Raw genomic sequence first — 24,571 nt, forward strand, 5'->3', positions numbered from 1 at the left:
CTGTAAACCCGCGGCTTGATCTCTTGCTAAGCTATCTGTGAGCGGCCCATGTCAAGATGGGATAACCGGACGCATACCTTCAGTCGCCCGCGTCGCCCACTAGAGTGGCGCGGGTTTCTTCTTCATGTGCCAAGTTTTCAATCATCCTCACCAACGCATTCCTCACCAAAGAAAGCGTGCGATCGGGAAGTCCATCGGCACTGATCTCGTTGACCTCTTCCGCCAAGGGCACAAGTACATGTTCAAGTGAGCGCCCAGCATCGGTCAAGTAAACGTGCATGTTCTTCTTGTTGCCGGGAAGGTGCCTGCGTTCAATGAAACCCATTCGCTCCATGGCTTTCACGGCCGAGAAGGTCGTCGGCTCCATCACGCCCGCCAGATCGCTCAGCTCCTTCTGGGTCAGTCCGTCGCGAATCCAAAGGATTCGGAGGAACGTCCAGTGTCCAAATGACACGCCGAAGGGTGATAGACGATACTGAAGCGCACGCATCTGAGCCCGCGCAACATCACGGACTAGATGGGCGAGACGATCGTTGGGGACCGATTCTCGCCAGTGATGAAGAAGGCTTTGTGTTTCTATGGATTTGCTGGTCATTGGGAGCGTCAACGCCGAATGGCGGGTACTGCGGCTTGGTGCTCCAAAATGATAGCGCCTCCTTTCTTGCTCGATTCGAGGATCGCCAGACACACTTCCATCGTTGCCATGGACCAGGCGCCAGAATGGGTAGGCGCTGCACCTTCCCTGGCCACTGACCACATTTCGTCCACGACCTCTGAACGTTGAACCGCCTGCGGTGGCAGCGCATCAAGGTGTACGCCATGGACGTCGTGAATTTCTACGCCATAGGGCGTCAAACGGAGGTCTGCCTGTTCGCAGCAGGCGATGACAGGCCCGAAGTGTTGAAAGGCGGTAGGTGCGCCTCTAAGATCTGGTACGTAGTCCGGTCCACCAAAATTCCGGTTGGCTTTCCGACGGGCTTCGGCAATTTCGTCTTGTGTACTCAGGTACTTTTCTCGGGTGAGTCGGTGGGTGTCGGTGTTCTTTGGCCACCCCATCTCGCCGACGCCGCCCATCCACGGGTCGGTGTCAAAGAAACCGTACCCGTTGTAGGTCACGCTGGCAAAGGCGCCGGAACGAAAGTTCAGAATGGCGGTGTACGCTCCCTCGGTGGGGCGCTGCCGGTCCCACCCCCCGGTTCTAGCGTAGACGGAAGCGACCTCTCCTCCGGCAAGCAATCGAACGATATCGATCTGGTGTGCCGCCTGGCTGAAGACAACACCACCCCCTTTCGTTGTATCCAGTTCTTCCGGACGTCTTGGCCGGTAGAGGAAGTCGGTGAAGTTCATGGCTTGAATCATGCGGACACGACCAAACCGCCCCGACTCAATGATTGAGCGCGCGCGCAACACTGGGGCATTGAAACTGTGGCTGTGACCCACGATCAGCTGTGTGCCTGCTTGTTCGCAGGTCTCCCGCATGCGCTCGCATTCCGAAAGCGACAACGCCATGGGCTTTTCGACGAGCGCGTGTTTCCCATGCTTGGCAGCAAGACGTACATGTTCTTCGTGCAACTGGTGAGGCGTTGCGACATAGATCCATTCGACGTTCGGGTCTGCGCAGAGTGCGTCTGCAGAGGTGTGCGCGACACCACCGAACGCTTTCGAAAAAGCCGCTGAAGCACCTGCATTGGTATCGAAGCAAGCGACCAGATCGATGCGGGGGTCTTTGCTGAGGGTTGGAATCATCAACGTAAATGCGCGTCCAAGTCCTAGGACGCCAAGCTTGATCGGTTGCATCGTTGCCATCACAGGTCGAGGACAAGCGTGTCGGACTTCGCTCTGGAGACGCAAACCATGATGTGATCTTCCTGCTCTTCCGGGAGCAATGCCAGATCTCGGTGATCCGCCTCACCCTTGAGCAACCGGACTTTGCATGAGCCGCATGTTCCGCTCTCACACGAACTCGGCACCCTGATGCCATGGTCTCGTAACGCGTCCAGGATACTGCGGTTGGCCAGTACCAGTAGCGTCTTGCCAGCTTTGGCCAACTCGACCTCGAATGGTTTGTCGTCTGCGTGGGGTTTCGTATCCGCACCGAAGCTCTCGAAATGCACCGCACTGCTGGGCCAGTGCCCAGTCATGTCCTTGACCTCATCCATCAAACGCTTGGGGCCACAGCAGTAGACATGCACACCCGCCTGAGGTTTCTCGAAAACGGACCACAAGTCGAATGTCTTTGCGGGATCGCCGTGGGTGTGATGGACAACCACACTGCTGGCAAGTTCAGGCGAGCGCAGCTCGTTCAGAAAGGCGGCTGACTCAGGTGTGCGAGTCAGGTAGTAGAGCTTGAAACTGCGCAAGCCTTCCGCTCGCAGTGAATGGATCATGGCGCGCATCGGCGTAATGCCTATGCCGCCCGCTACGAGGATGAAACTCTTCGCCTTGTCGCTCAGCCCGAACAAATTGCTTGGGGTGCCGGCCATGAGCGTATCCCCCACGTTCACCTCATCGACCAGACTCTGCGATCCCCCCCGGCCGTCCGCTTCTCGTTTGACCGCGAGCTGATAGTGGTCTGCCTCATCGGGGTTACTGCACAGAGAGTAGTGGCGCATCGCCCCATTGGGAACCCGTACAGCAATGTGCGCTCCCGCCGTGAAGCGGGCCAGAGGCAAAGAGTCAGGGGATTTCAGTTCGAAAAGAACGGTGTCTGTAGCGATGAACTCCTTGTGGGTCACCAAGAGGGGGCGCATTGTCTCGTCTGTAGTCATGGTCTGTGATCTTGCTTAGAAAACATGGTGGTATCCACTCTTGACAAAGGTCAAACAAGAGGGAAAAATTGATTATCTTAGTTATCTAAGAAAAAAACAAGCACTGTCGCACATGCTCTTTCCGGGGGCAAGGCAGAAATGCTTGGTGATTCGCTTCAACCCCACCAACGGAGACAATCCATGAAACGACGTTTTTTTGCTGCCTTGGCTGTGACGACCATCCTTGCGTGCAGTCTTTCGCAGGCGCAGGCGAGTGACTTCCCCAACCGCCCGGTCAAGTTCATCGTGCCCTATGCTCCTGGCGGCTTGCCTGACACCGTGGCGCGGGTCATCGCGCAAAAGCTCTCGGAGCGGATGAAGCAGGGCTTTGTGGTGGAAAACAAGCCCGGGGGTAACGGCGTCGTGTCGGTACAAACACTCGCCGCGCTGCCGGCCGACGGGTATAGCTTCATTGTTTCCGATGGCTCCATGCTGTCCATTACTCCGCAGATCAACAAGGCGGCCAAGTACGCTGTCGGACAGGATCTGCAGGCTGTGTCGCTGATTGCCCGCTCGCCTTTGTTCTTGGTGGCGCACCCTAAAAGTGGAGTCAAGACCTTTCAGGAGTTTGTGGCTCGCGCCAAGAAGGAGCCTGGAGCGTTCACCTATGGGTCTTCGGGGATTGGAAGCACGCACCACCTCACAATGGAAGCTTTGAAGTCGGAGCTTGGACTTTCAATGGTCCACGTTCCGTTCCGTGGATCGAGTCAGTCGGTTCCGGCGCTGGTTGGGGGGCAAGTGGACTTCTTGTTTGCCGCTTTGCCGTCCATGATGGGGTTCGTAAAAAGTGGTCAGGTCATTGTGTTGGCCAGCAACGCACCCAAGCGTTCAGCTTCTGCTTCCGATACCCCTTCGATTGCAGAAACCATCCCGGGGTTTGACTTTTCAGTCTCCGTTGGCGTGCTGGCACGAACGGGGACTCCACCTGAGATCTCCAAAAAGGTGGCTGATGAGATTGCACAAGTTGTGAAACTGCCTGATGTCATCGAGAAGTTCCAGATCGCCGGTATCGAACCCGTAGGGGCTGGTGGCGATGTCTACCGGAAAGTCATCGAGCAAGAAAATCAAGCAATGGCGAAAGCAGGAAAGCACGCAGAGCTCAAAGCTGAATGATGCCTGTCGATGGTGTTGCTTTGTCCCTCCTTGTACTTTGGTTTGCATGCTTTGGAGCCATCGTGCTGGGGGGGCTGGTCAAGGGAACTCTGGGAGTGGGGCTGCCGCTTGTGGTGCTTCCCTTGCTGTCGCTTCTTCTACCTGCACCAAGGGCGATGGGACTGCTCGTCATGCCGGTCCTGCTTTCGAATCTGTGGCAGGCCATTGAAGGCAAGAGGCTGAATGAGGGATTGCGGCGTTTTGGTGGCTTGTTGGTCTGCCAGTTCGTCGCGACGCTTGCAGCTATCCATTTAACAAGGAACTTGTCTGTGCAGGGCTTCAATGTTCTGCTAGCAATCGTCGTGATGGTCGCCGTAGGAATGATGGCCGTTGGAGCAACTTTTCGGGTGAACCCTAGCCAGGAGCGGTGGATGGGGCCTCTGGTTGGCGGGGTCGCAGGCGTAATGGCTGGCGTCTCGACCTTGACGGGCCCCATACTCATTGCCTACCTCTTGGCACTCAAGCTGCACAAAGACGAGTTCATCAGGTCCATCAGCATCATCTATCTTCTAGGTTCTGTACCCATGTACGGGACCATGATGTGGTACGGACGCTTTGGTTGGACTGAGGTCGCTCTGTCCTGCCTCGCCCTGATTCCCATGTTCGTCGGCCTTCGAATGGGAAGATTGCTTCGTCATCGGCTCAGTGAAACCGTGTTTCGACGTCTGCTGCTGGGGCTGCTGACCGCGCTCTCCGTGTTGCTCATCACCAAGTAACCACATCTGACCACATGGAGCAGGGGAGAACTGTTTCCTTTTTATGAGTAACGTGACCAATGAATTCAGCAATCAGTTGGGATGATGGCTACCTTCTTGGGTTCACACCCATGGACTTGGTACACCGGGAATTCGTCGAATGTGTGGAGGCGCTTCAACGGGCAGAAGAAGCCGACCTGGAGGGCGTACTCAACACGCTTGCCCTGCACTGTGAAGACCATTTCGAGATGGAAAACCGCTGGATGCGCGATACCGACTTCCCTGCCAGTGAGTGTCACATCAACGAACACGCCGCCGTGTTGAAAAGCATCCATGAGGTCAGGCGACAACTGGCCGTCGGCAACGTGGCTGTTTGCCGCCGACTGGGTAGCGAACTGGCCGCCTGGTTCCCCGGTCATGCGGATTACCTCGACTCGGCCTTGGCGCACTGGATGTGCAAACGTACCCTGGGCGGTAAGCCTGTGGTCCTGCGTCGTAACATCAGGAGCAATCAGTCTGCTGCTGAGCAAACCTAAAACATATCCAACACCTCTTCATATGATGACCTTTGATGAACAAGTCCACGCGGATGTCCAACGCACACTGGAAGAGGATGTGGGCACGGGAGACCTGACGGCGGCGCTCATCCCCGCAGATCGCAGGGCGGTTGCCGCCATCATCTGCAGGGAATCCGCCGTCATCTGTGGTCGTCCCTGGGTCGACGAGGTGCTTCGGCAGATAGCACCGAACGCTCGGCCTCGCTGGTTTCTGGATGACGGAGATCGATGCGAACCAGGACAAAAAGTGGTTGAGATCGAAGGTGTGGCACGCGAGCTACTGACTGCTGAACGAACATGCTTGAATTGGCTGCAAACGCTCAGTGCTGTTGCCACCAAGACGGCCCACTATGTTGAAGCCGTGGAGGGAACTGCAGCGAGGATTCTGGACACCAGAAAAACAATACCAGGATTGCGAGCGGCAGAAAAGTATGCGGTGCGATGCGGTGGTGGAATGAACCATCGTATGGGGCTTTTTGATGCGATCTTGATCAAAGAGAATCACATTGCGGCCATGGGTGGACTTGCCGCCGCATTCAATGCAGCGCTCAAGGTCGAATCCCTAGTCTCGTTCATTCAAGTGGAGGTCGAAACCCTTCGGCAACTTGAGGAGGCCCTCAATGCAGGGGTGAAGATGGTGTTGCTGGATAACATGTCACTCGAAGAAATTAAAGCTTGTGTGGAGTTGGCCAAAGGTCGCTGCAGTCTTGAGATATCTGGTGGAGTTACCTACGAAAACCTTCGAACGTATGCCGAAACGGGGGTGGATAGAATCTCGGTTGGCGCATTGATCAAGGATGTAGATGCGGTAGATTTCTCTTTGCGATTTCAGGAGAAACCCGTTGAGCAACAGCGAAATTGACCCGCTACCGTAGACGGATACCGGTTTGACTTTTAGGCCGGACTCCTAATGGTGATTGGCATGTCTGTGGAGCGTGAGTCTGTGCACATACCCATTGCTGAGGGATGCTGAAACGTCACAAGCCATTCAGTGATTATGTCTGAATGATGGGAGATTTTTCTCCATGGTAACCACCGCTGAGACAGCACCCTGAGCGTCTTTAAAGAAGGTACGCCCCTCCTGAGTCAGTGTGATTCCTCGAGATTTCCGATCGATTAGGCGTGTGCCTACACACTTTTCAAGACGCATTAAGCGTCTGCTCAGAGCAGGTTGCGCAAGATCCAGCTTCGCTGCGGCTTGAGATATGCTTTGGCTCTGTGCCACGACGACAAAAGCGCGAAGATCATCAAATACTAGAATGGTTTGCATGTGCCTGATTGGTGATTAACTACTAATCAGGTAGTAGGCTTTCTGTGGCTGAAGTTGAAATTTTTCTGTAAGTGCATCATTCTCATTCTTTTGCTGGGTATAGGTGCTTGTCTCTTTTTGTGGTGCTTTCAGTTCACATTGTGCCCAAAATTAAAATCTTGGTTTTAAGGGTTCGTCATTTTTCAATCAGGAGCCTCTCAAGCCGCGACGTGCCGCACGAACGACATGGCGTGTATGTAGAGCAAGCCCGAGTTTTGCCATTTCGGGATCCGTCCGACCAAGGATCTTCTCCGCCAGAGGTAAGAATTCGCGCTCTTCCATACTTGCATGTGCAGTGTATTGAGCCACGAGCTTCTGAACTGCCGCGCCATCGATTTCTATAAGATGCCCTTTGGCAAGTCTCAAAAGATTCGGCTCCATACGAACCCACTGGGACTCGATTTCGCGGTGCTCTGCTGTGAGTCTGTCTACCATCATCTGGACGATGGACTGCTCCTCGCCAGGCATTGCGCTGGCAAGGACGGCCGGAAATAGATCTCTTTCTTCTTCTGCATGATGATCAAATACAGCGGCCCTGAAGAATGCAATGGTGTCTTCGGCTATTTTCCTAGCGCTTGTAGCAGCCTCAACAAAGTTGGTGATCTGTTCAAATTTATTCAGGTGTGAAATAATTCCTTCGTGGCAGTTTGAGAAATTGTCAAGTGGATGGTCATTTAATTCATTGGTCATGTTGAAAGCCTCGTGTGGTCATTTAGTGAAACGTAGGTATTACCTCAGGTACTAGGGTACTTTCAGTCTTCGACAAAAGCTTCTTCACGCTTCTTCTTAACAGACGGCATCAGCACCACGAACAGCAGGATCGCGGCCACTACCAGCAGGCTGGCGGACAGCGGACGGGTGACGAACACCGACCAGTCGCCACGCGAGATCAACAGTGCACGGCGCAGATATTCCTCCATCATCGGGCCCAGGATCAGGCCCAGGAGCAGCGGCGCAGGTTCGCAGCCGAGCTTGATGAAGCCGTAGCCGATCAGCCCGAACAGCGCCACCATCCAGATGTCGAAACTGTTGTTGTTGGTCGAGTACACGCCGATGGCACAGAACAGCACGATGGCCGGGAACAGCCACTTGTAGGGCACGGTCAGCAGCTTGATCTAGATGCCGATCAGCGGCAGGTTCAGCACCACCAGCATCAGGTTGCCAATCCACATCGAGGCGATCAGGCCCCAGAACAGTTCGGGGTTGCTGGTCATGACCTGCGGGCCCGGCTGGATGTTGTGGATGGTCATGGCACCGACCATCAGCGCCATCACGGCGTTGGGCGGAATGCCCAGCGTCAGCAGCGGGATGAAGGAGGTTTGCGAACCAGCGTTGTTGGCCGACTCGGGGGGCTGCCACGCCACGGATGTTGCCCTGACCGAAGGGCACTTCGCCCGGCTTGAGTTTGGTCTTTTTCTCGATGGTGTAGGCCGTGAAGGCCGACAGCAGCGCACCGCCGCCGGGCAGGATGCCCAGCGCCGAACCCAGCGCGGTGCCGCGAAGCACGGCGGGAATCATGTTCTTGAAGTCTTCAGCGGTGGGCATGATGCCGTTGACCTTGCCGGTGAACACTTCGCGCTTTTCGTCGGGGTGCGAGAGGTTCTGGATGATTTCACCGTAACCGAACACGCCCATGGCGATGGCCAGGAAGCTGATGCCGTCCGTCAGCTCGGGGATGTCGAAGCTGTAGCGTGCGACGCCAGAGTTCACGTCGGTGCCCACCAGGCCCAGCAGCAGGCCCAGCACGATCATGGCCAGGGCCTTGAGCAGCGAGCCGGACGCCAGCACCACGGCGCCGATCAGGCCGACGATCATCAACGAGAAGTATTCGGCCGGGCCGAATTCCAGCGCCAGCTCGGTCAGCGGTGCCGCGAAGCCCGCCAGGATCAGCGTGCCAACGCAACCAGCGAAGAACGAACCCAGGCCAGCGGCGGCCAGCGCAGGGCCTGCCCTGCCCTTGCGGGCCATCTGGTAACCGTCGATCACCGTCACGACCGAGGAGGATTCACCCGGCAGGTTCACCAGGATGGCGGTGGTGGAGCCGCCGTATTGGGCGCCGTAGTAAATGCCGGCCAGCATGATGAGCGCAGCCACGGGCGGCAGACCATAGGTGGCCGGCAGCAGCATGGCGATGGTGGCCAGCGGGCCGATGCCGGGCAGCACGCCGATCAGCGTGCCCAACAGGCAGCCGATGAAGGCGTAGATCAGGTTCTGGAAGGTGAAGGCAACGCCAAAGCCCAGAGCGAGGTTGTTGATCAGATCCATGTTGTTGTTCTCCTCGGGTTCAGTTGGCCAAGAACCAGGGCAGCACGGGGAACTGCAGGTTCAGCATCTTCACGAAGGCCAGGTAGCTACCGATGGCGAGGATGGTGGCGAGAATCACCGACTCCTTGAGCTTGGCGCCTTCGCGGGCATAGCCGGCCATGATCACCAGGCCAAAAATCGCCACGATCAGGCCAAAGGCCGGCAGGCCGAAGGCGGGGATACCCACCAGCAGCGCGCCGAACAGCAGGTTGGCACCCAGAATGAACACCAGCGGACGCCAGGCGAGCGCACCGATCTTGTCACCCCCGGGCGGACCGGACTTGAAGGCGTTGAAGGTGACCAGAACCCCAAGCAAGACCAGGATCAGGCCGAGCATGAAGGGAAAGTAGCCGGGACCCATGCGGGCGGCATCGCCGATTTCATAGTCCACGGCGCCCCAGGCGAACGAGCCGCCCACTGCCATGAACATGAGTCCGGACACAAAATCTTTCTGGCTGGCTAATGCCACAGTGCGTCTCCAATTATAGTTATATGGCTAATGATATTGCTTGAGAAGGTGACTTGTCGAGGTGAATTTCCAGTAAAGACTCCGTGGAGTGGCTTGCAAGGTCACCAGATTGAAAAGGCGTGGCTGAGCCTCACGCTAGCGACCTTGTGTCATCAGCTGATGACTGAGAAATTGCTGTGAACGAGGTGCTGGACTTCAGGCGTCAAGTACCAAGCAGCCCGAGCGGCAAGATGAGACGCAGATCATCATGGACTTGTTGGCCGTGCGTTCCTGCTTGGACAACAGTTGGTCGCGGTGATCGACATCGCCCGAGATGACCTTGGTTTCGCACGCACCGCACACGCCTTCGCGGCAGCTGTGGTCGGGGTTGAGGCCGGCCTCGATGAGCGCGTCGAGCAGGGACATGCCGGGTGGCACCTGGACCGTGCGGCCACTCCTGCGCAGTTCTACCGTGTAGCCACTGGCGGGTGTCGCTAGGGCGACCGTCGTGGTAGCAGCAAAGCGCTCTAGGTGCACGTTGTGCTGTCCCAAGCGCTCGCAAGCGCGTTCGTAGGCGTCGAGCATGGGCCCGGGGCCGCAGCAATAAAAGTGCGTGTCCGGTGGATGGCCTGCGAGCAAGCGTTCGAGGTCTGGCGGTCCTCCTTGCTCGTCGTCGAAATGGCATCGCAGCGAAAGCCGGGCGTCACTTGCGCTGGCAAGGGCCTCGATTTCGGCCAGGAAGGCCGCCTCGGAACGGCTTCGCGCGCAATAGACGAGGTGCGCCTCGCGCCCTAGAGCCGCGAGGCGCTGCAGCATGGCGTAGGTCGGTGTGATGCCAATGCCACCGGCCAGTAGCACACTGTGCTGCGCATCCGCGTCCAGTCGGAAATGGTTGCGCGGTCCGCCGAGGGTGATCACCTGGCCAACGCGAAGCTGTTCGTGTACGAAACGTGAGCCGCCCCGGCTGCGTCGGTCGTTGAGCACCGCCACAACGTAGCGATGTGCCTCCCCCGGGTTGATGAGGGAATAGCTGCGCACAAGACCGTTGCCGAGGTGTAGGTCTATGTGCGCGCCAGCGTCGGCAGCGGGGAATGCAGATGCTGGCGCAGTGGGGCGCAGTTCTACACTGATGATGCCCGTGGCTTCGTGGCGCATCTGGAAGACGAGCGCCTGCAGAGTGGTTGTGGCCATGACTTACATGATGTGCAGGCCGCCATCGACCATCAGCGTGGTGCCGGTGATGAATGAGGCCTCGCTTGATGCGAGCCAGAGGATGGGCCAAGCGATCTCGGCGGGGTCGGCCCAGCGGCCGACCAGCGAGGTGTCCTTGCGTTCGGTCTTGAGCTGATCTACGCTCTTGCCGGCGTTGCTCGCGCGGCCAAGGTGGAAGTCAGTCAACGTCGAACCGGGGCAGACGGCATTGGCGCGTATGCCGTGCGATGCCTCCTCGAAGGCCAGCGTGCGCGTATAGGCCAGTTGCGCGGCCTTGGTCGCATCGTACAGCGCCATGCCCTTGCGGCCAGTGACTGCATAGCATGAGGAGACGTTGACGATGCTGCCGATGCCGGAATGCCGTAGCGCTGGTAGCGCTGCGCGGCAATAGTTGGACATGCCCACCAAGTTGACGTTGACCATGGCCTGCCATTCGGCGGGAGTTGCATCGGCGGCTGCGCTGTAGTTGCGCATAGCGGCGTTGTTAACTAGGATGTCCAGCCCGCCCCAGAGCGCGATGCACTGAGCTACCGACGCGAGGGCTGCGGCCTCGTCTGCCACGTCGGCCGCCATGCACGCTAGTCGTGCGTCGGGCTGCGTTTGTTCGATCAAGGCACGTGTGCTCTCCAGCGCTTGCGTGTTCGCATCCACCATCATTACTGCCGCACCTTCGCGGCTGAAAATCGCTGCGGCGGCCGCGCCGATGCCAGCGCCAGCGCCGGTGATCAGCGCGGTGCGCCCCGCCAGTCGGGAAGTTCTCATCTCAGCTCACTCCGCTTTGGCGCCGGTGCTCTTGATGATTTTTCCCCAGCGCCCAATCTCAGTGCCAATCCAGTCACTGAACTCCTTGGGGCTGCTGGCGACGATCTCGAACTCCATCTCGTGCAATCGCTTCTGTGTTTCTGGTGACTTCAGGATGCGAACGATCTCTTCGTTGTAACGATTGATGATTCCCGGTGGTGTGGCTGGCGGCGCGAGGAAGCCGATCCATGAAGTGGCCTCGAAGTCCTTGAGTCCCGACTCAGCGAGCGTTGGAACATCCGGTGTGCTTGGGAAGCGCTTTTGGCCAGTAGAGGCCAGCAGCTTGAGACGGCCTTCCTTCACGAAGCCCTGCACGTTGCCGGGTACGAAGAAGCCCGCCTGCACGTTGCCTGCGATCAGATCGGTGACAGCAGGACCAGCGCCGCGATAGGGAATATGCGTCATGTGGAAGCCGGCCGCAGACTTCATCATCTCCATGGTCAGGTGCGAAGCACTACCCATGGCCACGGAGCCGTAGGAAAACCGGGTAGGTTCAGCCTTGACCTTGGCGATGAAGTCCTTCACGTTGATGAAGCCAGCCGCAGGATTTGCCACCAGGTACTGAGGCGATTTGACTGCCAGCGTGATGGGTGCCAAGTCCTTGGTCGGGTCGTAGGGCATCTTGTCGAACAGCGTTACGTTGATCGCCAGCGGTCCGTTGTAGCCTACCAGCAGCGTATGGCCATCTGGCGCAGCGCGCGAGACTTCTAGAGCGCCGATGTTGCCGCCAGCGCCGGGTTTGTTCTCCACCACGAAGGGTTGGCCGAATGCCTTCTGCAACTCCGGGGCGATCAGACGGGCCAACACATCGTTGGTGCTACCGACGATAGGTACGATGATGCGTACAGGCTTGGTGGGACGCCAGTTTGGCGTGCCCTGAGCCCAGGCGGAAGAGGTCGTCGCAGTGGCGATCAGTATTGCGGCGAATAGCCTGCGTATGAATGTCATGGGTTGTCTCCGTTTTGTCGTAGGGATGGCAAGGGATGTCGTCAAAGGCTGAAGACTGGCTTGCTGGTGGCGTCGGCTAGGTTCTGGCGTGCCCATTCGACGGGGTCCTGGTCTCGGGGCAGGAGCACTCCGGCAGGACGCACGTGTTGTTCACTGGCGTTCAGCGCCGGCGGTGTGTCGCCTTGCTCAAGGCCCAATGCGGCTTCGTGCAGCATGCGCCGGGCCATCACGATGGCCTTATCGGTTGGCAGCAGCATTTCTGCTTCATGGTCCTGGATGGGGCCCATGCTTTCCTGTAACGAGTAGTCCTGGGCCGCGAAGCCGAAAATGCCGCTGTAGGAGCGTTTGTCCTTTTGGGCTTTGCGATCCATACCGTAGTCGTTGTCGCGGCTGAATTTCGGGATGAAGCTACCTGGTGCCTCGTATTCGACGTGGATACCCTTGCCGGCCTCCATCGCGGTGCGCTCCTCGACCGTGAGCGGTCGATTAGGCTGCCAGTTGATGCTCCAAGCCCAGCAGTTGTGGTCGTCGATCGGTACCCAAACGTGGCCTCCCAGCGCGTGATTGCCAAATGGCGCGATCAGCGTGAACCAAGGGAACAACCACTGCGTGATGCGCCAGTAGTAGGAGTCGGGCTCGCCAAGCCGACGGCCGAACAGGCTCAGTCCGAAGGGCTGCTTTTCGATCTCGAAGCTCACGTTGCCGTCGGCCTTGATGTAGTCCAGCGCCTTGACGCCCTGGTGCATAGGGTCGCCATCCACCTCGAAGCTGTGCACATATGACACGTGCGCGGTGTCGATGCCGCCTTCCATGGCTTGGAGATAGTTCGAATACTGCAGCCGTTTGGACACGAACACATGCTCGGGTGGCAACGTGCACCACTCAAGTTCAGGCGGTGCAGGCTGCTGGTCGGCCGGACCCATGTAGGTCCAAACGATGCCGCCGCGCTCAATGCAGGGGTAGCCCTTGATGTGCATCCGGGCGCAAGCCTGGGGCGATGACGGCACGTCCACGCACTTGCCCATGCCATCGAACTTGACGCCGTGATAGGCGCAGCGAACACCGTTTTCCTCGTTGCGGCCGAAGTACAGCGACACACCCCGGTGGGAGCAGAACTCGCTGATCAAGCAGGCCTTGCCGTCGGAATTGCGGAACGCGAGCAGCTTTTCGCCTAGCAGTTGTACGCGTACCTGCGGACCATCCGGCTCGGCGATCTCGTTCGACATCAGCGCTGGCACCCAGTAGCGGCGCAGCAGGTTGCCCATGCGCGTGCCGGGACCGACGCGGGTAAGCGTTTCAGACATTTCCTTGTTCATTTGGGGTCTCCTAATGGTGTACGTCAGATGAGACGCCTGTCCATTATCTTGGCGGTTTGATTCATGTCATAGAAAATGGACGTCGTGTCCGTCTGGTGGACGTAATTCGTACAATCACCACCTACCAGCACTAGGCAGACGGGACGATCATGAGCAACGAAAGCACCGCCCGTTGGGGGCCAGCCGAAAAATCGGGAGAGGGGGTGCGCTCGGTGGATCGCGCGCTTGACATCCTGCTGGCCTTTCGGGCGGGAGACCGGCAACTGAGCGCAAGCGAACTTTTGCGGCGTGTCGACTTAAGCCGACCCACCCTTTACCGCTTGCTGAAGACCCTGGAGTTGCGTGGCTTCATAGTGGCCACGGGAGAGCCGCAGCGCTTCCAGCTCGGACCCTCAGTGGCACACCTAGCCCACGTCTGGACTTCAGGCCTAGACCTAGCGGAGTTGTCGCAGCCTATGATGCGCCGCCTGTGGGAGCAGACCGGCGAGACCGTTGCGCTGCTGGTTCACCATGGACGGGAGCGTGTCTGCGTGGCGGAAATTCCTAGTCCGCAGCCGCTAAGCTTCAAGCGTGGCGTGGGGCACAGCGAGAGCGTGATACTGGGGGCGAGCGGGCGTGCGATCCTGGCCTTTGTGAAGGATGTGGCGAGCTACCTCGACGGCAAAGTGCCGCCTGATCAACAGCCGGCTTACCTTGAAGGACTGGGGCGCATCCGAGAGTTGGGCTACGCCATCAGTCGAGACGAGCTCATTCTGGGCGCAGTGGCCATGGCCGTGCCGTTCAGTACCGCTGCAGGCAAGGTGATTGGGTCTCTTGCAGTCTATGGCCCGAGCGCGCGCTTGGACGATGCGCGCGTGCAGCAGATCGTGGCGTTGTTGCTTGATGCTTCGCGCGAACTCTCGGCGAAAGCTGGTGCGATGACCAGTTAAATTTGCCATAGAGGCCCCGGTTCGGGTGGTGGATGACACCCTGTGTTTCGTTGCGAAAGCATGTTGCTCAAAGAGGCCGTAAAGGGCAACGGGTGGTAGGACATGGTGTAGCAGCGCATTCATGGCCTCATGAGCAAACTCCAGTCAGTGTCATGGACAGTGTTGCGGCGGTTGCAGTTGGTGCGCTGGCTGGTGCGCTTGATGCATCCGAGTTTCTTGGTGTCCATGTGCAGCATGGATCTTGGCGTGTCGTGCTCGTAGTGAACGACGGGCAAAATGAGCATTCGCGCTCTCAGCCTGGAAAGGCGCAGCCTAGCCATCCATTGGCTGTTGGTGGTCACGCTGCGCCTGACCGTCGCGGTGCATGGGTATGCGGTTGCGGCGCAATTGTTCGATGCGCTGGAACCGCTCCGGGGCGGTTCAAAACTCCACCGCCCAAGCGAACATCCTCAATCTATAGTGTCGCCCCCAACTGCCTGCCCAATTCCCAGGAGGCTTGGTTGCCGCGCACAGTCGCTGCGAGATTGTGTCCTAGCCAAGGCTCGATTGCCCCTTTCCAAGGCACCAGACTGAACCCTATGCCGTCATCGAGCACCGCAAAGCGACCGCTGACCAGCACGACGCTGCGGCGATAGATGCCAGCCACGCGCCGACCGTCGGATACCTGGCGATGCTCCAATCCGGTCATTTTTGCAATGTCCTGTGCGGCCTTTGCCAACTCGCGTCCGCGTAACGTCGCCAACAGATTGCGCGCCAAAATCACACGCTGCCCGCGTCGCTCAGCCAGCCCCTGTTCGGCCAAAAACTCGGCACGCTGTTGCAGTGCATCCTTGACCTCGCTGCCAAAGCCCACGTCGCCCAGCCCATTACCGCCGCCGATCAACTGCTGATCCAGCCAGGTCGCGCCGATCACACGAGCCTGCTGCTCGATGGGCAAGTGTGATTTCAGTTCCACGGACACGCCACCGCCCAGACGCTGCGCGTCGTACTGACGGCCGCGCTCGGCCAGGCCGTCGGGTACGCGCCAGACGCCTTCGTTGACACGCTCCACGATCCCGGCGCGACGCAGGGCTTCGAGCCGGCGCACATGCGCCGCCACTACGTCGCGCGGGTCACGGTCGGGCGTAGCCTGGCTCTGCGCAAGCGCAAGGTGATGGTCGGTGCGATAGATGCCGTCCACCGACAGCGCTGCGATGTTCCGGTCGGCCGCGCGCATGTCGGTCGAACCTTTCACCTCCACCACGGCGCCGGTTGGGTATTGCTCCAGTTCCGACCGCGGCGGCAGCGCGACGTAGTGCGCCTTGCCATCCGTGCCATCGACGATCAGATAGCCTTTGTCATACATTTCGTCGGCCAGTCCCTTGCCGATCACCCGGCCGACAATGGCGCGGCCATCCTCGCTGGGCTGGAACACGGCCAGCTCGCGTTGCTTTCCACTCATGGCGCGCTGCATGGTGCGGATGATGTCTCCGCGTTCGCCCATGGCTCGCAGCGTGGGTTCAGCCTCTGCATGGATGGCCCAAGTGCCGGGGAGTTGCTCGTTTGCCAGACCCATGCTCCGCAACCGCTGTAGGCGCCCGATTAGCACTTGCCGCTGGCGTTGCAGCCGGGGCTCGGCCAGCGTCTCCGCACCCACAAGGCCGTCCATGGCCACGCGCTGCAAGGTGCGATCCAACCCCGTCCACCGCTCCTGATCGACTTCGCGCTGCATGGTGCGGTGGATCTCCAATTCGGTGCGCGGTCCCAGCCATTCAGTCGCCAGTTCGGCGGCCCGGTGGCGCATCCCCTCGGCGATGTAGTCACGCGAGATGATGAGGTCTTTATTGGTGTCATCCTTACCACACAGGACGACGTGCGTGTGTGGGTTGTCAGTGTTCCAGTGGTCCACCGCTACCCAGTCCAGTCGCGTGCCAAGGTCGGCCTCCATCTGCGCCATCAGGTGCCGGGTATAGGTGCGCAGGTCATCGAGCTGTTCGGCGTCTTCCGGTGAGACGATGAAGCGGAATTGGTGGCGATCCTCGCGTCCGCGCTCCTCGAAAGCGGCGGTGTCCGCCGCGTCTGTCGTCGGGCCATAGGCGTGGCCCGGCCCGCCTTGGCGATCAACCCCTTCGCGTTCGATGTAGCGCAGGTGCGTAGCGGCTGAGCGCGGACCGGCCTTGGCCAGATGGACCAGTCGCGCCTTGATCGTCACGCGGCGAGCGTTGGGCGTGAGCGAGGCCCCGGCGAAACGGGCCGCGACGTGGCCTCGCCCCAGCCGGGAACCCGGCCGCTGGCCGGCTTTATCAATCGTATTGCCGAGCTTGGCTCCGGCCTTGTTGGTCTGGCGCAGCACCTTATTGATGAAGGCGTCGCCGCGCTGTTTCGGCGTGCCGGGACGGATCCGAAAGTGGTCGTCATTGCTGCGGCTCATCGGGCGACTCCATCCAAGACCGGCGCAGTCAAGCGGGCGAAGCACGCGCCTTCTCCAATGCCGATGCGGCATTGCGCACTCTCGCGGCACGCCGCTACCCCTTGGCGCGTGCCGCGCCAACCCCATGTGCAGACAGGGTTTTCAAGCGGCCGGGTGCCGCGGCCTTTTATCTTGCCCTGCATCTTTCCCCGTGCATTCACACCGCCCACCGGGTCGGCGGGCACGGTGAGGCGATGCACCGGTGGCAGCGACGACTGCCGTCGTGCGGCCGTCATGGCTGCTCCTGCAGCCATAGCGGCTGCGCAATGCCGATCACATCGGCGGCGCGCACCGGCCCGAAGTAGCGGCTGTCGAACGACGCCGGATTTGTCGTGCTGAGAAGGAAAACCTCGCCAGCCCGCAGGCGGCGGCACTGCGGCCAGCCGCGCAGCGGGCGGCCCATGCGGTCTACGCTCAATGTGGTGGCGGCGGTGTGCCCGTCGATGCGCAGAACCTGTCCGGTGATGCACACGTGTTGCGGCGCCACGGCGCCCACGCGCTTGAGCAGCGGCAAGTGCACCGGTAGGTAGCCGCGCTGTGCGGCCAGTGCAGCGGCTTCGGCAGGCAGGTGGACGAGCACAACGCTGCCGACTTGGAGATGGGCGGTCTGCCGCGGAAGCGGATCGACGCGGTACCAGCCTACCGGAACGCTGTCCGACGGGTTGTAGATCAGGCGCGGCAAGGGTTTGGCGAAAGAAGCCCAGGCGAGTGCCGCCAAGCCGATTGCGGCGGAACAGGCGATTGCCGTTCTGGATGCTTGTGAGCCGGTCATGACAGGGCTCTCGTGGTCCGCAACGAAGCGTGACGGTCGGCGGTGTAGGCAGGCAATTGCAGCGGAGCGGCCGATGGCCCAGAAGTCCAGGCAGCCAGGCGGTTGCCCAGCGTGCCCCAGTAGGCGGGCGCGACGGTGCAGGCGTCGATGCCTTGGGCCTCGATGGCGTCGATCTGCTGCAGTACGGCGCGCACCTTCAGTTCGCCTTCTGCGTGCAGCAACATGCGAGCGCCCGGGCGCACACCGGGCAGTCGCTGCAAGGTATCCAGCGGATTGCCGGCCTGCAGCACCATCAACTGCCACAGCGTCGTGCCATGGTCATTGGCCTGCCAGCGCACGCGGCAGAACATGGCCAATGGTTTGAAAACGGCGCAGCGCCGCCAGTGGTCGAGCTGTACGGTGTGCTCCGGCTGTCCAAAGCGCAGGTAGAGGTTGAACCGCTGGTGGACATAGGCCAGCGAGACGCGGGTCAGTGGTGGGGTATCGGCTGGTTTGTGCTGCAGCGCAAGGGGCTGCGGCAGCGACGAACGTGCTGCGCCGTGCGCGACCGTGCCATCGGGCGTGAATTGCATGTTCATGGGGATGTCTCCGAACGGGATTGAGGGAATTCGCGCTCCAGCAAGGCGCGCAGCAACTCGGCCACGGTGGTGCCTTGGGTGAACGCCGAGACCTTGATGCGCGCGCGCATGGCGGGCGTGACGTCCAGCGTCAGGCGGGCGGTGAACAGGTCGCCTTTCTGCAGACTTTCGCCATCACCCTGGCGTACCCAGGCCTCGGCCTGCGGGTTGGCGGGTGGACGTGAGCCAATGGCGATGCGCTTGCCACGCTGCGTGCGTTCTTCCGTCATGCCGGCCACCGCAGCAGTTCATCGACCAGTGCAGCCACCTCGCGCGCAGCGGCGCTGTCGGGCGCGGTTTCACAAGCGAGCCGGCCGGCGGCCACGCTGTCGGCGAACACGATGCGCTGGTGCACTTCCGAACGCAGCGCGGGCAGCGGCTGTTCCGCCAGCGCCTGGCGCGCTTCGCGGCCGATGACGGTGGTGCTGACGCGCCGGTTGATGGCGAAGGCCGCGTGCAGCGTCGGGCGGAACACTTGGGCTTCTTTGATCAGCGCCACCATCTCGGCGCTGGCCCACAGGTCGTAGGGGCTGGGTTGCACCGGGATGACCACGCGATCGGCCGCCAGCAAGGCGGAGCGCGCCAGCGCCGCGATGCGCGGCGGGCCGTCGATGACGACGTGATCGACCCGGCGGGCGAGTTCCGGAGCCTCCTGATGCAGGGTTTCGCGGGCCAGGCCGACGGCGCTGAAAAGCCGGGGCAGGCCCTGCTGGCTGCGGCGCTGGGTCCAGTCCAGTGCCGAACCCTGTGGGTCGGCATCGAGCAGCACCACCTGCTGGCCGCGCAGCGCGAGTTCGCCCGCGATGTGGGTGGCCAGCGTGGTCTTGCCCACACCGCCTTTCTGGTTGAGTAGGGCCAGGATCATGGCGTTACTCCTCTTGCTCAAAGCGAGGCGGTAGCGGCGTGCCGGCCCGCACTTGTCCACCGAAACGGCGCCCTCCCACCACCAGTTAGATGATTTTGGTTAGAGCAGTTACGGGAGGTGCAAAGCCGCACCGCCATTGGGCTGGCGGCCGATCGGCACGCCTGATGGCACGATGGACACACGCCTGATGGCACGAGGCTGCGCACGCCCGATGGCACGAGCCCGTCCACAGGCCATGAACCGCTTATCCCCGTGCCGTGGGCGGCACCGGCCGGAAGGTCAGCACTTCGGCGCCCGTGCCCGGCATGCGCACGATGCCCAGGCGGTAGCCGGGCATGGATTGCCGCGCCACCAGGGCGCGCAGGTCGCAGGCGAAGTCGTGCGGCTTCGCCGTGCTGCCCGATTTGCGGTGCAGGTGCTTGAAGTCGAACTGCCAACCAGCGGGCTGATGCCCACCGTGTTTGCGCACCAGGCGATAAAGCCAGCGCTCGATGCCGCCGGTGAGGTCGAAGTAGGCCGGGTCGATGGTCAGCACCAGGGCGGCGTCCAGTACGCCCGCGTAGAACCAGTCCGGCAGGATCAGCTCGATGCCCAGCGGCGTGCCGCGGGCGTCGGCCAGTTCCTTCCACTCGTTGATCCACGAAAACCGGTGCAGGCGTCGGCCGGTGGTCTCGCGGATGGACGTGGCCACGGTGGTGGACTGCAGGCGATCGAGCGCAGCCTTGAGGCGCTGGTAGTCGCGCAGCGAGACCCCGCGCCCGATGAAGCGCAGGATTTCGTAGGGCCTGGCGCGCATCAGGCGCGAGGTGGTGATGCCGGCGTCGCGCGCCTCGACGATCTGGCTGGCGGCCCAGATGAGGATGTCGGCGTCCCAGATGGTGGCGATGCCGTGTTCCTGCGTGCCTTCCACGCGGATGGCGACGTTGCCGCTGCGAAAGTCGATGGGCTTGGTGCGCCGGGACTTGGCCAGCGAGAAGAAGGGGTAGGCCATCAGGTCCTGGCTGTCGCGCGGCGCCATGTCGCCAGGCAGCGCGCGGAACAGGTCGAGCTGTTCCGTCGGGCGCTGGAGGCGTGGTGCTGGCAAGGTCATCGGCCGTTGGCAAGGGGGAGGGCGCGTAGCGCCCCTCAGCGTGCACGGCTGTCGGCCGAGTGGTGCTCGGCGTACTCGGGGTCGGAGGTGGCCTCGAAGCTGCGCTGGTCGGCCCAAGTGTCGAGGTCGGTGACGGCGTACATGACGCGCCGGCCGAACTTGCGGAACCGCGGTCCGCCGCCAATGACGCGCTGTTTCTCCAGCGTGCGCGGCGACAGGCGCAGGTAGTCGGCGGCCTCGTCGTTGGTGAGGTAGCGCGGCGGTTGCGGCTTGGCCGCAGCTTGTGCGGTAGCCTGCGGCGGGTGAGTGGGTGCGGCGGCAGGCCGCAAGGGAAAGGGTCGCATGAGAGGCGCCTCCATCGGTCAGGAAGGCCCGCCTGCGGGGTTGCAGGCAGGTGGAGGCAGTCTCAGGAAACGTTGGCGTTTTGCTCAGGGACGATCTGAGGTGGGACTGTTTCGTCCCAGGGGCGGAGAGGCAAGCTGATCGATACCGGCCAGCTCGCGGTAGCCGCCATCCAACAGATAGCGGCCACGCTGTACCAGGCGCCGTACGCGGGCGCGCAGTGCGCTGTCGGCGTGCCAGTCGGACGCGGCCTCGGTCGAGCCGAACAGCCCTTCGGCGATCTCCCGCAATGAGGCGCCCGCCTGGTTAGCGTCCAGGGCCTGCAGGGTCAGCAAACCCTGCAGCGCACTGGGGTTGGGCCGCGGACAGGTTGCGGCTGAGGGCTCGCAGCGACTGGCGGTGGCCAGCTGGTCCAGATCGTTCGCCAGATCACGGTAACGTGCACAGGGCTCTCGGCAGGCGCGCATGGCGAAGGCGTTCGGCATGCCATCGTGCAACTCGGGCGCCAGCATCAGGCGCACACCACACCCGGGCCAGCGCGCGGCAAGCACAAGGCCTTGGCCATCGTGCTGCAACTGCTTGCGACCCGGCAGGCGCCAGAGTTCAAAAGGGGAAGCCTCGGGTGCAGGGTCATCGTCGGGTATCACGCGAATGGCGCAGGCCCGGGCGTTGAGCCAGTCGGGCAGCGCTTCGCGCGCATCCAGCGCCGGGTCTTCCAGTATGCGCAAGCCCCAGGGCTGCGCGGCGTCAGCCGCCTGCGCGCGCCAGGCCTGGCGGTAGCCGGGGTGGCGCCGCAGGTACTCCCAGGCCAGAGCTGGGCCGTCCAAGTGCAGCACGTAGAGGTAGGCCGCGCTGGCGTGCCAGGGCGGCGGCCGAGCGGCCTGCTGGCCGTCCTTGAGATTGACCATATGCGAACTCCCTGTTCTTGTGCGGGAACGTCGCATCGGCCGGCAAGGGCTACGGGTTCATCGGTCGGCGATCCAGTCGTGAGGGGCAGTGCGGTGCTTCATCGTCCGATCGTGGCCGGGCTCGCCAAGATCGCGCCCGAAGCGACGGCCACGTGGTGGAAGACCATCGTGGCAAGACTGACCATGGCGTGGTGCAGCGTGTTTGTCATGTCCATTTCGGTCTGGATCGTGACCGGGAATGGCATCAGCAACACTCAGACCCAGGGGGCTGACGCGTACGTCGATCCTTTGCTCAATCCGTGACCGAGCCGTTGGCCTGTGCCAGCCGCAGGTATTCCGACATCGGCCGTACGGCATGGAAGTGCAGGTCGCGCCGCACTGGCAGCCGCTGAGGTCCGACGATGGTCGCGAGGTCCGACAGCTTGATGGTGCCCAGTTCGGGCATGCCGATACCCACGTCGCACAGCCCCCAAGCGGTGTCGCCATCGGCTGGGTCGAGCGCTGCGAGCAGCCAGGTCGCGTGCGCGTCCGGCGTGAACAGGCGCACAACGGGCCACAGGTCGGTTTGAGCGTTAGCGGCGCGAGCATGTCCGTTCTCCAGCAACTGCGCGCGCTGCTCGTCGGTCACAAGGGGTTCAGTCGGCATGGTCAGGGTGCGTGGCGCAGCGCGGAAACACGTGTTGCATCAGAAGCACCGAATCGCGAAGCCGCTTTCGTGCCTCCCCGGAAAGACGCAGAGGCGCTTTTGCAGAAAAGCACCCTTGCACGAAGGCTGAAAGTCGGCATGACGTGAATGCTCGAATGAGCCAATGCGGCTTTGGGGGTTTACGTAGACACACGAGTGTTACGCAAAAGCACGAAAACACCCATACGGAGATTCACCAAAGCGGCAGCTCAAATCGCCAATGAGTTAAAGATAACGTGGTTTTAATTTTCTCTCGACAGGACGCTTCTGTCCATGCAGAAGCGTCCTGTCCAGGCTGGCCGTCCGGCCGGTGCAACCACCTTCGATGCCGAACTGGCGCAAGCCTTCGGCGCGGCGGTGCGTGCGCTGCGCTCGGGGCAGGGCATGGCGCAGGAGGCGCTGGCGCACCGGGCGGGTATCGAGCGCTCGCACATGGGCAAGATCGAGCGCGGCGAGCACATCCCCTCGCTGCCGCTGATCTTCAAGATCGCGGCTGCGCTGGAGTGCGGTGCAACCGACCTGATGGCCGCGACCGAAGCCCAACTGGGTTCGGCCGAGGCCTGAGACTGCAGGCTCGGCCTGCAGCGGCGATCCCGCCAGGGCGGCGGGATCGGACCGGCCGTCAGGCCGTGGGCTTGCTGCGCGACCAGATCAGGTTGTGCGTGCCATCTTCTTCCTCGATCAGGCGGGCGTAGATGGTGGCCGGGAACGAGGGGTCGTCCAGCGTCACCGAGAGGTAGGGGCGCTCGGACTGGCTGACCTTCTTCCAGGCGGCGCCGATGTCGTAGCCGGTGCCGGCCTGGATGCGGTAGTCGGGGGCGTTCTCGCTGCCCTTGTCGTTGCGCACGAACTTGACCTTGACGTTGAGCGTGAGGGTGCGAACAGTGCCGATGAAGCCGTCGTTCTGAGCGCTGAAGATGCCGATGTTGGCCATGATGATTTCCTTTCGGGTTGCCAAGGTCGCGCCCATCGCGTCCTTGTTGTGATCCGTCAGGCGGGGGACGGGCGGGCTGCACCCCGCAGCGCAGTGAAGGGGCCGCAACAGCGTGAAGGACCGGCAGGCACGGGAAATTTGCCTCGCGAGGAATCCGCGCAGCGGAGGGGAAATTTCTTGGGCCGTACGGTTGCGGCCATCAAGCCCGAGGCGCAGCCGCGACCCCGCCAGGATTCACGACGAGACAAGGACGCCTGGGACGCACCTTTTCCGAAAGGTTCATGGCCGAGCACGTTCACCAAGCCTGCGGTGAGACTTCAGCGGCCACCACCCTTGTGTCATCGGTCGGGTCGCAACGACGCGAGAAGCCACTGCAGCATCCACCCGGCGCCTCGCATCGCGCGTCGCCTGTCAAGTTCGACCAGGACGGTGTCCATACCCAGCTGCGTGTCGCGGTCACCTCGACTACCTCGGCCAATCGCCCGCCATCGTGGGGGAGGACGGCATGCCAAGCAACCCAGCGCAGCGAGCAAGGGCGTAGCACCCGGCTCATATGGCGAGGTGATGCAGGGCCAGATGCCGGATCACGAACCCTTCCGGCCCGCGCAGGCAAGCGGAGCGCGCAGGCGTGAAGGATCGAAGCCGAAGGGCCGTGACGGCTATGACGGCACGGGGCGCAGCCCGAGAGCCTGGCGGCGCAGGGCGCCGACACGCAACACTATTGAGGCATAGTCATCGCATCAAAAACAGTCGCGTGATGCCGGTGGACTTTTTCTTACGCCGCAAGATTGGTCGCTAGTTGAAGTTTTTCACCTTGGCATGAGCGCGAATACACCCCAACCCAGATACTCTCGCGTGTAGGTGGCGTAACGCTCGGGTTCCGAGGTCAGTAGAAGGCGCACTTCTTTGAACAAGTCGTCGTCAGGGTTGGCGTCTAGCCAACGACGCATGGTCAGCCACTTGGCTGCCTCGTATCTGTCCCAGCCATCTTGGTCAGCCAGAACCATCTCAACTACGTCGTAGCCAAGGCGGGCGAAAGACGCGAGAAGTTCTGGGAGCATCAAGAAGTCGGAAACTGAATTGGCAAGACACCCTTTTGCAACACCCTCTGTCGGCGGAAGCTGTCGCCAGTAGGGTTCGCCGACAAGGATGATTCCTTCTTTGCATGTGCTCTGAGCCAGAAGCTCGATCGTGCCGGCCACACCACCGGCGATCCAAGTTGCTCCGACGCAGGCTGCTACTCTGACCTTTTCATCCGAGACATAGCCAGCAGCGTCGCCATGGATGAACTTGACTTGATCTGCAACACCGAGTTCTACAGCTCGGCGTTTCGCCTGCTCGGTAAACACCGAGCTGAACCGCCCCGGGAATCGTGGAGGCCGGTTGGTTTAAGTCAGGCCACCACCATGGAGACCTGACTGGCGAGTTGCC

Annotated in this window: 27 protein-coding genes and 2 pseudogenes; 7 read left to right on the forward strand and 22 right to left on the reverse strand. The window is 61.3% G+C overall.

Annotation, left to right across the window (positions count from 1 at the left end; translation table 11 throughout):
* Positions 1-79: 79 nt before the first annotated feature.
* The 3 genes from RCO38_RS23840 to RCO38_RS23850 are packed head-to-tail and all read right to left on the reverse strand — an operon-like array spanning position 80 to position 2,768.
* Positions 80-595, reverse strand: coding sequence for a MarR family winged helix-turn-helix transcriptional regulator (locus RCO38_RS23840; protein ID WP_056277456.1), 516 nt, complete (start codon positions 593-595; stop codon positions 80-82).
* An 8-nt stretch (positions 596-603) separates the two neighbouring features.
* Positions 604-1,797 (reverse strand): Gfo/Idh/MocA family protein, encoded by a 1,194-nt coding sequence (locus tag RCO38_RS23845; RefSeq protein ID WP_308331090.1) that lies wholly within the window; start codon positions 1,795-1,797, stop codon positions 604-606.
* A gap of 8 nt (positions 1,798-1,805) precedes the next feature.
* Positions 1,806-2,768 carry a PDR/VanB family oxidoreductase gene (locus RCO38_RS23850; protein WP_105749405.1) on the reverse strand — a complete coding sequence of 321 codons (963 nt, stop codon included), beginning with the start codon at positions 2,766-2,768 and terminating at the stop codon, positions 1,806-1,808.
* A gap of 180 nt (positions 2,769-2,948) precedes the next feature.
* On the opposite strand from RCO38_RS23850, the gene RCO38_RS23855 reads away from it, so the two are divergent.
* From RCO38_RS23855 to nadC, 4 genes are read left to right on the forward strand one after another with little or no spacing between them, the layout of a single operon-like run.
* On the forward strand, positions 2,949-3,920 hold the full coding sequence (locus RCO38_RS23855; protein WP_308331091.1) for a Bug family tripartite tricarboxylate transporter substrate binding protein: 972 nt from the start codon (positions 2,949-2,951) through the stop codon (positions 3,918-3,920).
* On the forward strand, positions 3,917-4,675 hold the full coding sequence (locus RCO38_RS23860; RefSeq protein WP_056277443.1) for a TSUP family transporter: 759 nt from the start codon (positions 3,917-3,919) through the stop codon (positions 4,673-4,675). Before RCO38_RS23855 ends, RCO38_RS23860 begins: the two co-directional genes overlap by 4 nt.
* Before the next feature lie 59 nt (positions 4,676-4,734).
* Entirely contained in the window at positions 4,735-5,190 is a 456-nt protein-coding gene (locus tag RCO38_RS23865; protein WP_304835670.1) for a bacteriohemerythrin, read from the forward strand.
* A gap of 22 nt (positions 5,191-5,212) precedes the next feature.
* The gene (gene nadC, locus RCO38_RS23870) at positions 5,213-6,073 is read left to right on the forward strand and encodes a carboxylating nicotinate-nucleotide diphosphorylase (protein WP_308331094.1); all 861 of its coding nucleotides are present in this window, start codon (positions 5,213-5,215) and stop codon (positions 6,071-6,073) included.
* 126 nt (positions 6,074-6,199) lie between these two features.
* Here nadC and RCO38_RS24305 read toward each other — a convergent pair whose 3' ends face one another.
* From RCO38_RS24305 to RCO38_RS23905, 8 genes and pseudogenes are all read right to left on the reverse strand, one after another.
* Positions 6,200-6,481: a LysR family transcriptional regulator gene (locus RCO38_RS24305; RefSeq protein ID WP_374694583.1), complete on the reverse strand. Its 282-nt coding sequence runs from the start codon at positions 6,479-6,481 to the stop codon at positions 6,200-6,202.
* A gap of 186 nt (positions 6,482-6,667) precedes the next feature.
* A complete protein-coding gene (locus RCO38_RS23875) occupies positions 6,668-7,210 on the reverse strand; it encodes a hemerythrin domain-containing protein (RefSeq protein ID WP_308331096.1) in 543 nt (180 codons plus the stop codon).
* A gap of 62 nt (positions 7,211-7,272) precedes the next feature.
* Positions 7,273-8,785 (reverse strand): annotated as a pseudogene (locus RCO38_RS23880) (tripartite tricarboxylate transporter permease).
* Between the two features lie 19 nt (positions 8,786-8,804).
* Entirely contained in the window at positions 8,805-9,293 is a 489-nt protein-coding gene (locus RCO38_RS23885; protein WP_308331098.1) for a tripartite tricarboxylate transporter TctB family protein, read from the reverse strand.
* A gap of 195 nt (positions 9,294-9,488) precedes the next feature.
* Positions 9,489-10,463, reverse strand: coding sequence for a PDR/VanB family oxidoreductase (locus RCO38_RS23890; protein ID WP_308331099.1), 975 nt, complete (start codon positions 10,461-10,463; stop codon positions 9,489-9,491).
* Positions 10,464-10,466: 3 nt separating this feature from the next.
* Entirely contained in the window at positions 10,467-11,246 is a 780-nt protein-coding gene (locus RCO38_RS23895) for an SDR family NAD(P)-dependent oxidoreductase (RefSeq protein ID WP_308331100.1), read from the reverse strand.
* A gap of 6 nt (positions 11,247-11,252) precedes the next feature.
* Positions 11,253-12,233, reverse strand: a complete 981-nt coding sequence (locus RCO38_RS23900) for a Bug family tripartite tricarboxylate transporter substrate binding protein (RefSeq protein WP_308331102.1) — start codon at positions 12,231-12,233, stop codon at positions 11,253-11,255.
* 41 nt (positions 12,234-12,274) lie between these two features.
* A complete protein-coding gene (locus tag RCO38_RS23905) occupies positions 12,275-13,549 on the reverse strand; it encodes an aromatic ring-hydroxylating dioxygenase subunit alpha (RefSeq protein ID WP_308331103.1) in 1,275 nt (424 codons plus the stop codon).
* 149 nt (positions 13,550-13,698) lie between these two features.
* Here RCO38_RS23905 and RCO38_RS23910 point away from each other — a divergent pair, with 149 nt between their 5' ends.
* Positions 13,699-14,478, forward strand: coding sequence for an IclR family transcriptional regulator (locus RCO38_RS23910; protein WP_308331105.1), 780 nt, complete (start codon positions 13,699-13,701; stop codon positions 14,476-14,478).
* Positions 14,479-14,932: 454 nt separating this feature from the next.
* Here the strand turns inward: RCO38_RS23910 and RCO38_RS23915 are convergent, their stop codons facing one another.
* The 8 genes from RCO38_RS23915 to RCO38_RS23950 form a co-directional block, all read right to left on the reverse strand.
* Complete coding sequence (locus tag RCO38_RS23915; RefSeq protein ID WP_308331106.1) at positions 14,933-16,888, reverse strand: relaxase/mobilization nuclease and DUF3363 domain-containing protein; 1,956 nt, start codon at positions 16,886-16,888, stop codon at positions 14,933-14,935.
* A 271-nt stretch (positions 16,889-17,159) separates the two neighbouring features.
* On the reverse strand, positions 17,160-17,699 hold the full coding sequence (locus RCO38_RS23920) for a S26 family signal peptidase (RefSeq protein ID WP_308331107.1): 540 nt from the start codon (positions 17,697-17,699) through the stop codon (positions 17,160-17,162).
* On the reverse strand, positions 17,696-18,277 hold the full coding sequence (locus RCO38_RS23925) for a DUF2840 domain-containing protein (RefSeq protein ID WP_308331108.1): 582 nt from the start codon (positions 18,275-18,277) through the stop codon (positions 17,696-17,698). The genes RCO38_RS23920 and RCO38_RS23925 overlap by 4 nt, the downstream gene beginning before the upstream one ends.
* On the reverse strand, positions 18,274-18,546 hold the full coding sequence (locus tag RCO38_RS23930) for a hypothetical protein (protein WP_056265735.1): 273 nt from the start codon (positions 18,544-18,546) through the stop codon (positions 18,274-18,276). Before RCO38_RS23930 ends, RCO38_RS23925 begins: the two co-directional genes overlap by 4 nt.
* Positions 18,543-19,181, reverse strand: coding sequence for a ParA family partition ATPase (gene parA, locus RCO38_RS23935; RefSeq protein ID WP_308331110.1), 639 nt, complete (start codon positions 19,179-19,181; stop codon positions 18,543-18,545). The genes RCO38_RS23930 and parA overlap by 4 nt, the downstream gene beginning before the upstream one ends.
* A 244-nt stretch (positions 19,182-19,425) precedes the next feature.
* Positions 19,426-20,271, reverse strand: a complete 846-nt coding sequence (locus tag RCO38_RS23940; protein ID WP_308331111.1) for a replication initiator protein A — start codon at positions 20,269-20,271, stop codon at positions 19,426-19,428.
* Positions 20,272-20,306: 35 nt separating this feature from the next.
* Entirely contained in the window at positions 20,307-20,615 is a 309-nt protein-coding gene (locus tag RCO38_RS23945) for a helix-turn-helix domain-containing protein (protein ID WP_304834951.1), read from the reverse strand.
* Between the two features lie 84 nt (positions 20,616-20,699).
* Positions 20,700-21,521 carry a DUF2285 domain-containing protein gene (locus RCO38_RS23950; RefSeq protein ID WP_308331113.1) on the reverse strand — a complete coding sequence of 274 codons (822 nt, stop codon included), beginning with the start codon at positions 21,519-21,521 and terminating at the stop codon, positions 20,700-20,702.
* A gap of 111 nt (positions 21,522-21,632) precedes the next feature.
* Here RCO38_RS23950 and RCO38_RS23955 point away from each other — a divergent pair, with 111 nt between their 5' ends.
* Entirely contained in the window at positions 21,633-21,824 is a 192-nt protein-coding gene (locus RCO38_RS23955) for a hypothetical protein (RefSeq protein ID WP_308331114.1), read from the forward strand.
* On the opposite strand, the gene RCO38_RS23960 is transcribed toward RCO38_RS23955, so the two are convergent.
* A complete protein-coding gene (locus RCO38_RS23960) occupies positions 21,814-22,167 on the reverse strand; it encodes a DUF2958 domain-containing protein (RefSeq protein ID WP_308331115.1) in 354 nt (117 codons plus the stop codon). The genes RCO38_RS23955 and RCO38_RS23960 overlap by 11 nt on opposite strands.
* 312 nt (positions 22,168-22,479) lie before the next feature.
* On the opposite strand from RCO38_RS23960, the gene RCO38_RS23965 reads away from it, so the two are divergent.
* A complete protein-coding gene (locus RCO38_RS23965; protein ID WP_060986960.1) occupies positions 22,480-22,770 on the forward strand; it encodes a helix-turn-helix domain-containing protein in 291 nt (96 codons plus the stop codon).
* 58 nt (positions 22,771-22,828) lie between these two features.
* Here the strand turns inward: RCO38_RS23965 and RCO38_RS23970 are convergent, their stop codons facing one another.
* Both RCO38_RS23970 and RCO38_RS23975 read right to left on the reverse strand, forming a co-directional pair.
* On the reverse strand, positions 22,829-23,140 hold the full coding sequence (locus RCO38_RS23970; RefSeq protein ID WP_308331118.1) for a DUF736 domain-containing protein: 312 nt from the start codon (positions 23,138-23,140) through the stop codon (positions 22,829-22,831).
* Between the two features lie 809 nt (positions 23,141-23,949).
* Positions 23,950-24,495, reverse strand: a pseudogene (locus tag RCO38_RS23975) (SAM-dependent methyltransferase); the annotation flags it as partial.
* Positions 24,496-24,571 lie beyond the last annotated feature (76 nt).

It is taken from the genome of Hydrogenophaga pseudoflava (assembly GCF_031020795.1).
Taxonomy (GTDB): Bacteria; Pseudomonadota; Gammaproteobacteria; order Burkholderiales; family Burkholderiaceae_C; genus Hydrogenophaga; species Hydrogenophaga pseudoflava_A.

What these genes read in the sequence shown, in the direction of transcription:
- RCO38_RS23840 (WP_056277456.1), bottom strand. Translation starts at nt 595, where the DNA reads ATGACCAGCAAATCCATAGAAACACAAAGCCTTCTTCATCACTGGCGA.
- RCO38_RS23845 (WP_308331090.1), bottom strand. Translation starts at nt 1,797, where the DNA reads ATGCAACCGATCAAGCTTGGCGTCCTAGGACTTGGACGCGCATTTACG.
- RCO38_RS23850 (WP_105749405.1), bottom strand. Translation starts at nt 2,768, where the DNA reads ATGACTACAGACGAGACAATGCGCCCCCTCTTGGTGACCCACAAGGAG.
- RCO38_RS23855 (WP_308331091.1), top strand. Translation starts at nt 2,949, where the DNA reads ATGAAACGACGTTTTTTTGCTGCCTTGGCTGTGACGACCATCCTTGCG.
- RCO38_RS23860 (WP_056277443.1), top strand. Translation starts at nt 3,917, where the DNA reads ATGATGCCTGTCGATGGTGTTGCTTTGTCCCTCCTTGTACTTTGGTTT.
- RCO38_RS23865 (WP_304835670.1), top strand. Translation starts at nt 4,735, where the DNA reads ATGAATTCAGCAATCAGTTGGGATGATGGCTACCTTCTTGGGTTCACA.
- nadC (WP_308331094.1), top strand. Translation starts at nt 5,213, where the DNA reads ATGATGACCTTTGATGAACAAGTCCACGCGGATGTCCAACGCACACTG.
- RCO38_RS24305 (WP_374694583.1), bottom strand. Translation starts at nt 6,481, where the DNA reads ATGCAAACCATTCTAGTATTTGATGATCTTCGCGCTTTTGTCGTCGTG.
- RCO38_RS23875 (WP_308331096.1), bottom strand. Translation starts at nt 7,210, where the DNA reads ATGACCAATGAATTAAATGACCATCCACTTGACAATTTCTCAAACTGC.
- RCO38_RS23890 (WP_308331099.1), bottom strand. Translation starts at nt 10,463, where the DNA reads ATGGCCACAACCACTCTGCAGGCGCTCGTCTTCCAGATGCGCCACGAA.
- RCO38_RS23895 (WP_308331100.1), bottom strand. Translation starts at nt 11,246, where the DNA reads ATGAGAACTTCCCGACTGGCGGGGCGCACCGCGCTGATCACCGGCGCT.
- RCO38_RS23900 (WP_308331102.1), bottom strand. Translation starts at nt 12,233, where the DNA reads ATGACATTCATACGCAGGCTATTCGCCGCAATACTGATCGCCACTGCG.
- RCO38_RS23905 (WP_308331103.1), bottom strand. Translation starts at nt 13,549, where the DNA reads ATGAACAAGGAAATGTCTGAAACGCTTACCCGCGTCGGTCCCGGCACG.
- RCO38_RS23910 (WP_308331105.1), top strand. Translation starts at nt 13,699, where the DNA reads ATGAGCAACGAAAGCACCGCCCGTTGGGGGCCAGCCGAAAAATCGGGA.
- RCO38_RS23915 (WP_308331106.1), bottom strand. Translation starts at nt 16,888, where the DNA reads ATGAGCCGCAGCAATGACGACCACTTTCGGATCCGTCCCGGCACGCCG.
- RCO38_RS23920 (WP_308331107.1), bottom strand. Translation starts at nt 17,699, where the DNA reads ATGACCGGCTCACAAGCATCCAGAACGGCAATCGCCTGTTCCGCCGCA.
- RCO38_RS23925 (WP_308331108.1), bottom strand. Translation starts at nt 18,277, where the DNA reads ATGAACATGCAATTCACGCCCGATGGCACGGTCGCGCACGGCGCAGCA.
- RCO38_RS23930 (WP_056265735.1), bottom strand. Translation starts at nt 18,546, where the DNA reads ATGACGGAAGAACGCACGCAGCGTGGCAAGCGCATCGCCATTGGCTCA.
- parA (WP_308331110.1), bottom strand. Translation starts at nt 19,181, where the DNA reads ATGATCCTGGCCCTACTCAACCAGAAAGGCGGTGTGGGCAAGACCACG.
- RCO38_RS23940 (WP_308331111.1), bottom strand. Translation starts at nt 20,271, where the DNA reads ATGACCTTGCCAGCACCACGCCTCCAGCGCCCGACGGAACAGCTCGAC.
- RCO38_RS23945 (WP_304834951.1), bottom strand. Translation starts at nt 20,615, where the DNA reads ATGCGACCCTTTCCCTTGCGGCCTGCCGCCGCACCCACTCACCCGCCG.
- RCO38_RS23950 (WP_308331113.1), bottom strand. Translation starts at nt 21,521, where the DNA reads ATGGTCAATCTCAAGGACGGCCAGCAGGCCGCTCGGCCGCCGCCCTGG.
- RCO38_RS23960 (WP_308331115.1), bottom strand. Translation starts at nt 22,167, where the DNA reads ATGCCGACTGAACCCCTTGTGACCGACGAGCAGCGCGCGCAGTTGCTG.
- RCO38_RS23965 (WP_060986960.1), top strand. Translation starts at nt 22,480, where the DNA reads ATGCAGAAGCGTCCTGTCCAGGCTGGCCGTCCGGCCGGTGCAACCACC.
- RCO38_RS23970 (WP_308331118.1), bottom strand. Translation starts at nt 23,140, where the DNA reads ATGGCCAACATCGGCATCTTCAGCGCTCAGAACGACGGCTTCATCGGC.